The 8,384-nt window shown below is 71.1% G+C and carries 12 protein-coding genes; 2 read left to right on the top strand and 10 right to left on the bottom strand.

Annotated features, from left to right (window positions below; all coding sequences use genetic code 11):
* From IJH84_RS09995 to IJH84_RS09985, 3 genes are all read right to left on the bottom strand, one after another.
* Positions 1 to 622: MBL fold metallo-hydrolase (locus IJH84_RS09995; protein WP_295143104.1), on the bottom strand; the 622-nt coding region annotated here is incomplete at its 3' end.
* Entirely contained in the window at positions 619 to 1,431 is an 813-nt protein-coding gene (gene murI, locus IJH84_RS09990; protein WP_200072736.1) for a glutamate racemase, read from the bottom strand. The genes IJH84_RS09995 and murI, both read right to left, overlap by 4 nt.
* Positions 1,428 to 2,024 carry a rhomboid family intramembrane serine protease gene (locus IJH84_RS09985; protein ID WP_200072782.1) on the bottom strand — a complete coding sequence of 199 codons (597 nt, stop codon included), beginning with the start codon at positions 2,022 to 2,024 and terminating at the stop codon, positions 1,428 to 1,430. The genes murI and IJH84_RS09985 overlap by 4 nt, the downstream gene beginning before the upstream one ends.
* Before the next feature lie 131 nt (positions 2,025 to 2,155).
* Here IJH84_RS09985 and IJH84_RS09980 point away from each other — a divergent pair, with 131 nt between their 5' ends.
* Complete coding sequence (locus IJH84_RS09980; RefSeq protein ID WP_295143099.1) at positions 2,156 to 2,998, top strand: SMP-30/gluconolactonase/LRE family protein; 843 nt, start codon at positions 2,156 to 2,158, stop codon at positions 2,996 to 2,998.
* On the opposite strand, the gene IJH84_RS09975 is transcribed toward IJH84_RS09980, so the two are convergent.
* Together IJH84_RS09975 and IJH84_RS09970 are read right to left on the bottom strand one after the other, a co-directional pair.
* A complete protein-coding gene (locus tag IJH84_RS09975) occupies positions 2,999 to 3,907 on the bottom strand; it encodes a PDR/VanB family oxidoreductase (protein WP_295143096.1) in 909 nt (302 codons plus the stop codon).
* A 17-nt stretch (positions 3,908 to 3,924) separates the two neighbouring features.
* Positions 3,925 to 4,551, bottom strand: coding sequence for an MSMEG_1061 family FMN-dependent PPOX-type flavoprotein (locus IJH84_RS09970; protein ID WP_295143093.1), 627 nt, complete (start codon positions 4,549 to 4,551; stop codon positions 3,925 to 3,927).
* Positions 4,552 to 4,669: 118 nt separating this feature from the next.
* On the opposite strand from IJH84_RS09970, the gene IJH84_RS09965 reads away from it, so the two are divergent.
* Positions 4,670 to 5,290 (top strand): TetR/AcrR family transcriptional regulator, encoded by a 621-nt coding sequence (locus IJH84_RS09965; RefSeq protein WP_295143090.1) that lies wholly within the window; start codon positions 4,670 to 4,672, stop codon positions 5,288 to 5,290.
* Positions 5,291 to 5,390: 100 nt separating this feature from the next.
* On the opposite strand, the gene IJH84_RS09960 is transcribed toward IJH84_RS09965, so the two are convergent.
* From IJH84_RS09960 to IJH84_RS09940, 5 genes are all read right to left on the bottom strand, one after another.
* Entirely contained in the window at positions 5,391 to 5,618 is a 228-nt protein-coding gene (locus IJH84_RS09960; protein ID WP_295143087.1) for a hypothetical protein, read from the bottom strand.
* 128 nt (positions 5,619 to 5,746) lie between these two features.
* Positions 5,747 to 6,697 carry a PLP-dependent cysteine synthase family protein gene (locus IJH84_RS09955; protein WP_200072731.1) on the bottom strand — a complete coding sequence of 317 codons (951 nt, stop codon included), beginning with the start codon at positions 6,695 to 6,697 and terminating at the stop codon, positions 5,747 to 5,749.
* A gap of 16 nt (positions 6,698 to 6,713) precedes the next feature.
* Positions 6,714 to 6,992 carry a MoaD/ThiS family protein gene (locus IJH84_RS09950; protein WP_200072730.1) on the bottom strand — a complete coding sequence of 93 codons (279 nt, stop codon included), beginning with the start codon at positions 6,990 to 6,992 and terminating at the stop codon, positions 6,714 to 6,716.
* 80 nt (positions 6,993 to 7,072) lie between these two features.
* The gene (locus IJH84_RS09945) at positions 7,073 to 7,528 is read right to left on the bottom strand and encodes a M67 family metallopeptidase (protein WP_295143081.1); all 456 of its coding nucleotides are present in this window, start codon (positions 7,526 to 7,528) and stop codon (positions 7,073 to 7,075) included.
* Positions 7,529 to 7,628: 100 nt separating this feature from the next.
* Positions 7,629 to 8,384: P1 family peptidase (locus tag IJH84_RS09940; protein WP_295143077.1), on the bottom strand; the 756-nt coding region annotated here is incomplete at its 5' end.

Raw genomic sequence — 8,384 nt, 5'->3', positions numbered from 1 at the left:
GGGCGGTGCCCTTGGCGCTTGGGTGCACGCCGTCCGGGCGGTCCGGCGCGTCCGGCCAGGACGCCTCCGCCAGCAGCACGTCCGCGTCGCGGGCCAGCTCGCCCAGCTCCGCGCACGGGCCGGTGTCGCCGGTGTAGGCGAGCACCCGGTCCTCGCTCCGCACCCGGAAACCCCAGGACGGGCACAGGTGATCCATCGGCAGCGCGGTGACCTCGAACGCGCCGGCACGCATCGGCTCGTCCACACCGCCGAACTCGAACACGTCGGACAGGTCGGTGTCGCCGAGCTCCGCGGAGCTCGGCGCGTACAGCCGGGCCAGCCGGTCCGCGGCCTCCGGCGGCCCGAACACCGGCAGCCGGTGCTCCCTCGCGTCGAACGGCGGGTCCGGGTGGTAGCGCCGCAGCACCGTCAACCCGCCGAAATCCGCGCAGTGGTCCGGATGCAGGTGCGTCAGGAACAGGCCGTCCAGCGCGAACGGGTCGGCGAAGCGTTGCAGCGTGCCGATGCTGCCGCTGCCCAGGTCGAGCACGATCCGCGAACCGGCGGACTCGACGAGGTAACCGGAGGCGGGCGAATCCGGCCGCGGGAGGCTGCCGGAGCACCCGAGAATCGTCAGCTTCACGAGACCGAGCCTGACATGGCGAACGACCGCACGGACCCGGTCGCCGACATCGGCCCCAGAAAGCGGCGGGCCAGCTTGGCGAACCGGTCCGGCTCGCCGGTGGCCAGGAACTCGTGCTCGGCATCGCCGGCCGTGCTGAGCAGGTCGTTCTCGGTGAGCACCCGCACCACGTCCTTGGCGGTCTCTTCCGCGCTGGAGACCAGCGTGACCTGCTCGCCCATCGCCAGCTGCAGCACGCCGGTCAGCAGCGGGTAGTGCGTGCAGCCGAGCACCAGCGTGTCCACGTCGTCCTGCTGCAACGGGTCCAGGTAGCCCTGCGCGAGGCCGAGGACCTGGCGTCCGCTGGTGATGCCGCGGTCGACGAACTCGGCGAACCGGGGGCAGGCGGCGGTGCTCAACCGCACTTGCGGGGCGGCGGTGAAGGCGTCCTCGTAGGCGCGCGAGCGGATCGTGGCCTGGGTGCCGATCACGCCGACCCGGTTGTTGCGGGTGGTGGCCACCGCGCGGCGGACCGCGGGCAGCACGACTTCCACGACCGGGATGTCGTAGCGCTCGCGGGCGTCGCGCAGGCAGGCCGACGAGGCCGTGTTGCAGGCGATCACGAGTGCCTTCACGCCGTCCGCCACCAGCGCGTCGGTGATCGCGAGGGTGCGGGCGCGGATGTCGGCCAGCGGCTTCGGGCCGTAAGGGGCGTTCGCGGTGTCGCCGACGTAGCGCACGGATTCGCCGGGAAGCTGGTCCATGACCGCGCGGGCGACGGTAAGCCCGCCCGCGCCGGAGTCGAAGATCCCGATCGGCGCGTTGCTCACGCGGACAGTGTGCCAGGCGAGGCGGGCTTGTCCGGACGACGAGTGTTGCGGGACACCAGCCACGCCGCGAGCAGCCCGCCGAGCGCGCCGCACAGGTGGCCCTCCCAGGAGATGCCGGGCTGGCCGGGCAGCACGCCCCACAACATGCCGCCCCAGTAGAAGAACAGCACCGCGGCCACCAGGATCTGCCCGACGCTGCCCAGGAAGAAGCCGCGGACCAGCAGGAACACCATCCACCCGAAGGCGACGCCGGAGGCGCCGACGTGCGTGGGCGGCGCCCCGATCAGCCAGGTGCCGAGGCCGCCGACGATCCACACCGTGGCGGTGACCGCGATGAACTGGCGTGCACCGTTGGCCAGCACCAGCCAGCCCAGCACCAGCAGCGGCAGCGTGTTCGAGATGAGGTGCGCCCAGCCCGCGTGCAGCAGCGGCGCCCACACGATCCCGTCCAGGCCGTCGACCGCGCGAGGCACGATGCCGTTGTCGTCGAGGCTGGTGGCCGGGGTCAGCTGGTCCGCGAACTCGACCGCGTAGAGCACCGCGATCAGGAAAGCCATCTGGACCGCCGCGCGCAGCGGCTGCTGCGGCAGCACCCGGGGCCGTTGCCGTGCCGGCTGGTTCGTCACCCTTCCGAGATTACCCGGATGACTCGGGTACGACCTCGGGTCGACAGCGGCGAACGTTAAGCTCCCCGGCGACCGGAAGCCGTTCGCAGGAGGTGGCGATGACCGCGCGAGCCGAGTTCGCGGTGCGCGCGAACGCTTCCGTCGGCCTGAGCCCCACCTGGGACGTCGGCACCGACACCCTGCTGTGGACCGACCTGCGCGCGCACTCCGCGCATCGCTACGCGCCGGACGACACCGATCACGCCATGGACGTCCCCCAGCAGATCAGCGCGGCCAAACCGCGGACGCGCGGCGGGCTGCTGCTGCACTTCGACGAGGGCGTCGCGCTGTTCGATGCGGACGGCAAGAGCCGCACCTGGCTCACCTTCTGGGCTCGGGAAGGCGTGCGCGCCGGGGAGAGCACCATCGACACGCGCGGGCGGCTGTGGGCGAACACGGTCCCCGAACAGCACGGCGGCGACGGCTGGCTGGTGCGGGTCGACGCGCGTGGCGCCGCCCACGTCGTGCTGCGCGGTGTGGCCGCGGGCAACGGCTTGGCGTTCAGCCCGGACGACACCCGGCTCTACTTCGTCGACAGCGCGACGCACCGGGTGGACGTGCTCGGTTTCGACGCGCAGTCCGGCGAGGCGGGCGGCCGCCGCCCGCTGCTGGCGATCGACGGCGAACCGGGCGGGTTGTGCACCGACGCGGACGGCTGCCTCTGGATCACCGTGCGGGACCGCGGTGAGGTTCGGCGGTACGCGCCCAGCGGCGAGCTCGACCGCACGATCCAGCTACCCGCGCAGCGCCCGACCAGCTGCTGCTTAGGCGGCGCGGACCTGACCGACCTGTACGTCACGACCGCCCGCGAAGGACTCGCCTCCCCCGGCGAAGCCGACGGCGCCGTGCTGGTCGTGCCGGGCGTGGGCAACGGGCTGCGCTCGTACTCCTTCACCGGCTGATCACAGGTCCACCACCAGCCGCGGCGACCGCGCGCGGGACACGCAGGCGAAAATCCGCCCCTGCTCGGCGCCGATGTCGTCCCGGTGCTCGGGCTCGCCTTCGACGACGGTGAGTTCGCAACTGCCGCAGACGCCTTCGCGGCAACCGGACGCCACGGGATGCCCGGAGTGGTTCAGCGCGTCCAGCAACGTCTCGTCCGCCGCGACCTCGACGGTTCGCCCGGAGCGGGCGCACGCCACCTCGAACGCTGTGTTCGGCGGGAAGGTCTTGGCCACCGGCCGGAAACGTTCCGCGTGCAGCCGCTGCGCGGGAAACGCGGCCTCGGCAGCAGCGATCATCGACGTGGGTCCGCAGCAGTAGATCAGCGCACGCGGACCGAGTTCCCCGGCCAGCGCCGCGAAATCGGGTCGGCACTGATCTTCCGTGGCGACGATGCGCACCCGATCGCCGTGGTCGCGGCGAAGTTCGTCGGCGAACGGCATGGCCGCCACCGACCGTCCCACGTAGACCAGCGTCGCCGAGGACCCCGCCGCCACGGCCGCCTGCAGCATCGGCAGGATCGGCGTGATCCCGATCCCGCCCGCGACGAACAGGTACTCCGGCGCGGCCCGGAGCGGAAAATGGTTGCGCGGCAACGAAATGTCCAGCGTGCGGCCCTGCCGGAGGAACCGGTGCACGTACTCCGAACCGCCTCGGCTGAGCCGGTCGTGCCGGACCGCGATGCGGTAGTGCTCCCGGTCGGCGGGATCACCGCAGAGCGAGTACTGCCGGGTCAGCCAGTTCGGCAACGCCAGATCGATGTGCGCTCCCGGCTCCCAGGGCGCCAACGGGGCGCTCGCACCGCGCAGGACGAGCGCGGCGACGTCCTCGGCCACCGGGTCGATGCGATCGAGAATCGCTTGCTGCATCGGGAAAATCCTCGTGGTCAGTACAGCTGGCGGTAGGCGGCTTCGAGCCGGTCGTTCAACACCTGGGGATCGGCTCCGAGCTCGGCGGCGACGATCTCGCCCGCGGACGGGATCTCGTCGGCCAGCGCCTGGCTGGCCGGATCCCACAGCCGGGAGCGCAGCAGCGCCCGCCCGCAGTGGAAGAACACCTGCTGCACCTCGACGATCAGCGCGAACATCGGGTCCTTGCCCTCGACCTGCATCCGCGCGAGCACGTCGGGTTCGTCGGTGGCGTAACCGCGGCCGTTGATCCGCAGCACTTCCCGCACGCCGGGGATCAGCAACAGCAACCCGATCCCGTCGTTGTCCGCCAGGTTCCGGAACGAGTCGGCGATCTTGTTGCCTGGCCGGTCCGGGATCGCCAGCGTGTGTTCGTCCAGCACCTTCACGAAACCCGGGTAGTCACCGCGGGGTGAGCAGTCCGGCAACCCCGCCGCGTCCGCGGTGGCCAGCGACAGGAACGGGCAGTGCGCGATGAACCGGTGCGCGTGCTCGTCGATGCGGGTGCCGGACTTCGCGGCCTTGAGGCCGTCGTCGGGCTCGCCGATCCGGGCGCGGATCTCGTCCAGCGGCACTCGGCGGAATCGCTCGCGGGCGCGGGTCACGACCGGAGCCGATCAGCTCGCACCGTTCGATGGCTAGTTCCTTCGCAGTTCATGGCACTATTATGAGCAATTGCTCAGTTCCCGGTCTACTCGCTTTCACGGCCCGGCAGGAGGTGCCATGACATCCGGCGAGCGCAGGCTCCGGCCCCGCAAACAGCCCCGCCAGGTCCGCGCCGAACTCACCCGGCGACGCATCCTCGCCGCGGCTGCTCACGTTTTCGCCGAACACGGTTACGCCGCGGGCACCACGAACCGCATCGCCGAGCGGGCGCGGATCTCGATCGGCTCGCTGTACCAGTACTACCCGAACAAGGACGCCATCCTCGCCGAGCTGATGAGCAGGCACCTCGACGACGGAGCGGCCGCGCTGCGGCGCCAGGACGAGCAGCTGCCCGAGTCGTTCGAGGAGATCGTCCGGGGGTTCGTGCGCACGGCGATCGACAACCACCGCGAGGATCCGCGGCTGCTGCGCCTGCTGCTCGAACAAGCACCGCGCTCCCAGCAGCTGCTGGAACGGATCTCGCAGCACGAGCGCGAAAGGGTGGCGGGCGTGCGGGAACTGCTCGACGGGCATCCCGAGGTCCGGGTGGACGACACCGGCACGGCCGCCCGGCTGCTGGTGTCCACGATCGAATTCGTCGTGCACCACCTCGTCGCCGCACCCGACCCGATCGACGCCGAGCGGCTCGAGGACGAGCTCGTCGCCATGCTCACCCGCTACCTCACGGCCGCCGGCTGACGACCTCGTCAACGGCGGAGCGGCTGGGCAGCGCTCGCCTCAGCAACCTGACCACCGGCTCGCCCGGAGTGTTCTCGCGTGCGGTCACGCTCCGGCCCGATCAGTCGGTGACCGAGGCCCCAGCGGCCGCCCATGCGCGTGCCTCGGCGAGATACGCCTCCCACTCGTGGGGCTCGTGTTCGCGGGTGTACTCGACCGCGGCCACGGCGGCGGACTCCCAATGCTCATCGAGCAGCCGCCGGAACGCCTCGTCGACGCTGACGCCGCCGAATTCCCCTTGTGCCAGCTGCCGGACCCGCTCACGGGTCTGCTCACTCACGCGCAACATGCAGCTACGTTGGCACGTCCCGTCGCCGCAAAGTCAACGCGCATTGCAGCGAGCACCTGGCACGGCGAAAACGCAAGGCCCACCCGAGCGGATCGGGTGGGCCTTGCGAAGAAATGCGGGCGGCGGGTTCAGGCCCAGAGCTGGCCGTCCAGGCGTTGCGCCGCCTCGTCGAGGGTGCCGCCGTAGGCGCCGGTGGACAGGTACTTCCACCCGGCGTCGGCCACGACGAAGACGATGTCCGCGGACTCCCCGGCCGCGGCCGCCTTCTCGCCGATGGTCAACGCCGCGTGCACCACGCCGCCGGTGGAGATCCCGGCGAAGATGCCCTCGGACTCCAGCAGTTGCCGGGTGCGCCGCAGCGCGTCGTAGGACCCGACGGAGAACCGGCGGGACAGCACGCTCTCGTCGTAGAGCTCGGGCACGAACCCCTCATCGAGGTTGCGCAGCCCGTACACCAGCTCGCCGTAGCGCGGCTCGGCCGCCACGATCTGCACCCCGGGCTTGTGCTCGTGCAGGTAGCGCCCCACACCGACGAGCGTGCCCGTGGTGCCGAGCCCCGCAACGAAGTGCGTGAGGCCCGGCATGTCCCGCAGGATCTCCGGCCCGGTCCCCCGGTAGTGCGCGTCCGCGTTCGCGGAGTTGCCGTACTGGTAGAGCATCACCCAGTCCGGGTTCTGCTGGGCGAGCTCCTTGGCGACCGCGACCGCCTGGTTCGAGCCGCCCGCGGCGGGCGAGGACACGATCCGCGCGCCGAACGCCTGCAGGATCTGCCTGCGCTCCTCGGAGGTGTTCTCCGGCATCACGCACACCAGGCCGTAGCCCTTGAGCTTGGCGGCCATCGCCAGCGAGATGCCGGTGTTGCCGGAGGTCGGCTCCAGGATGGTGCAGCCGGTGGTGAGCCGGCCTTCCTTCTCCGCCGCCTCGATCATGGACAGCGCGACGCGGTCTTTGACCGAACCGGTCGGGTTGCGGTCCTCCAGCTTCGCCCACAGCCGCACGTCCGGTGCGGGTGACAGGTGCGGCAACCCGACCAGCGGGGTGTCGCCGAGCGCGTCGAGCAATGAGTCGTAGCGGGCCACGACGTTCGCCTCCGCCTCAGCGCATGCCGCCGGCCACGGCCGGCAGGATCGTCACGCTGTCCCCGTCGGCCACGCTGGCTTCCAGGCCACCGGAGAACCGCACGTCCTCGTCGTTGACGTAGACGTTCACGAAGCGGTGCAGCGAGCCCTCCTTGACCAGCCGGTCCTTGAGGCCGCTGTGCTTGCTGTCCAGGTCGTTGATGACCTCGGCGACCGTGTTGCCGCTGGCCTCCACCGACTTCTGGCCATCGGTGTGGGTGCGCAGGATGGTGGGGATCGAGACGTTGATTGCCATGGGGGTACCTCCCTGTCCACAGGAACTACTGAACGGAACTTGCACACGCCCGCTCGCCGAATGACTGCGGCGAGCGCGGCTCAGCCGCGGTCGGGCACCTCGTCGGTGCCGGTGTGGGCGAACATGTAGGACTCCACGATCTCCACCGGCTCCTCGGTCACCACGCCGTCGAGGATGCGGTACGAGCGCAACTCGTGGGTCTCCGGGTCCCTGGTGGACACGAGAACGTAGTGCGCATTGGGTTCCAAGGCGTAGGACACGTCGGTGCGCGACGGGTACGCCTCGGTCGCGGTGTGCGAGTGGTAGATGACGACCGGCTCCTCATCGGCCTGGTCCATCTCCCGCCACACCTTGAGCTGCTCGCTCGAATCGAAGCGGTAGAACGTCGGCGAGCGCTCCGCGTTGATCATCTCGACGAACCGCTCGGGCCGGTCCGACCCGTCCGGGCCGGCAATGACGCCGCACGCCTCGTCCGGGTGGTCCCGTCGAGCGTGCGCGACCATCGCGTCGACGAGGTCGCGTCGAATCACCAGCACAAGCACCATCCTACTATGTGGGGCACCGGTGTCCCACGATCCGGGAGGCCACGCCCCCGGCCGGTGCCGTTCGGCGGGATCAACGTCCGCCAACCATGGTTCATTCCCGCGCCGAGGGGTAGGTGCGCGTGTAGGAAGTCACCTCGCCCACCGGTTCCGCGGCCAGCACCGCGCGCACGATGGCGTGCTGCACGACGTCGGCCGCGGCGGCGCAGACCTCGTCGAGCAGCCGCGCCTCGGCACCGGCCAGCCGCTGATCGGAATCCCGTTCCCTGGACGCCGCGGGGGAACCGGTCGACAGCGCGAACACGGTGTCCCCATCGGACATCCCGTGCGCCGGCCGGATCGCGCGCGCCAGCCCGTCGTGCCCGGCGACCGCGATCCGGTGGCACTGCGGTTTGGTCAGCGCGAGGTCGGTGGCGACGACTCCGACGGTGGTGTTCACCGGACGCTGCGCAGTCCCGTGCCGCGACGGCCGGGGGCCGAGCCGCTTGCCCGCCGCGATCTCGTCGGCGGAGGGGGCGCGCAGGCCCGGATGCGGGTTCCAGGGCAACCCGGTCTCCGGGTCGATCACCGAGCCCGAGGAGTTCACGGCCATCAACGCGCCGACGGTGACCTCGCTGCCCAGCACGTCACTGGTGAACACCGCGCTGGCGGAACCGGTGCCGCCCTTGAGCGAGCCCGCGACCGCGCCGGTTCCGGCGCCGACGTTGCCCTCCCGAGCCTCGGTGGCCGAGGCCGCATCGCAGGCGCGGTGGCCGAAGGCGGCGTCCGGCCGGTTGCCCCAGTCGCCCATCGGCAGATCGAACAGCACCGCCGCCGGGACGACCGGAACGACCTCGTGCGGTTCGGTGCC

It is taken from the genome of Saccharopolyspora sp., from assembly GCF_017434145.1.
Lineage (GTDB): Bacteria > Actinomycetota > Actinomycetes > Mycobacteriales > Pseudonocardiaceae > Saccharopolyspora_C > Saccharopolyspora_C galaxeae.
Note: the sequence above shows the minus strand (reverse complement) of the source record. Positions and strands in the feature narration are given on the sequence as shown.

Bases quoted from the DNA above. Each gene is read 5' to 3' on its own strand.
- IJH84_RS09980 (WP_295143099.1), top strand. From the start codon at position 2,156: ATGACCGCGCGAGCCGAGTTCGCGGTGCGCGCGAACGCTTCCGTCGGC.
- IJH84_RS09975 (WP_295143096.1), bottom strand. From the start codon at position 3,907: ATGCAGCAAGCGATTCTCGATCGCATCGACCCGGTGGCCGAGGACGTC.
- IJH84_RS09965 (WP_295143090.1), top strand. From the start codon at position 4,670: ATGACATCCGGCGAGCGCAGGCTCCGGCCCCGCAAACAGCCCCGCCAG.
- IJH84_RS09960 (WP_295143087.1), bottom strand. From the start codon at position 5,618: ATGTTGCGCGTGAGTGAGCAGACCCGTGAGCGGGTCCGGCAGCTGGCA.
- IJH84_RS09950 (WP_200072730.1), bottom strand. From the start codon at position 6,992: ATGGCAATCAACGTCTCGATCCCCACCATCCTGCGCACCCACACCGAT.